A 435-nucleotide genomic window follows, 5' to 3' on the forward strand; every position below is an offset into this window, starting at 1 on the left:
AATCGACCCGGTTCTTTCCGATGCTGACGACGGCGGCCGGAACGGTGAAGCCGGCCACGGTGCTGGTGCTCGGCGTCGGCGTGGCCGGCCTGCAGGCGCTGGCGACGGCCAAACGGCTAGGCGCGCGCACCACGGGCTACGATGTGCGTCCCGAGGTGGCCGACCAGGTCCGATCGGTGGGCGCTCAATGGCTTGATTTGGGCATCTCAGCGTCCGGTGAGGGCGGTTACGCCCGCGAACTGACCGACGACGAGCGCGCCCAGCAGCAAAAGGCATTGGAAGAAGCGATCAGTGGCTTCGACGTGGTGATCACCACCGCGCTGGTGCCGGGCCGCCCGGCGCCAACGTTGGTGACCGCCGCTGCAGTGGAAGCGATGAAGCCTGGCAGCGTGGTGGTGGATCTCGCCGGCGAGACGGGCGGCAACTGCGAATTGA

1 protein-coding gene is annotated in these 435 nt (G+C 68.0%); it reads left to right on the forward strand.

What is annotated here, in order from left to right; translation table 11 throughout:
• On the forward strand, nucleotides 1–435 hold a 435-nt coding region (locus tag BST12_RS29390), incomplete at both ends, for a Rossmann-fold NAD(P)-binding domain-containing protein (RefSeq protein ID WP_483869191.1).

This window comes from Mycobacterium angelicum, assembly GCF_002086155.1.
Lineage (GTDB): Bacteria > Actinomycetota > Actinomycetes > Mycobacteriales > Mycobacteriaceae > Mycobacterium > Mycobacterium angelicum.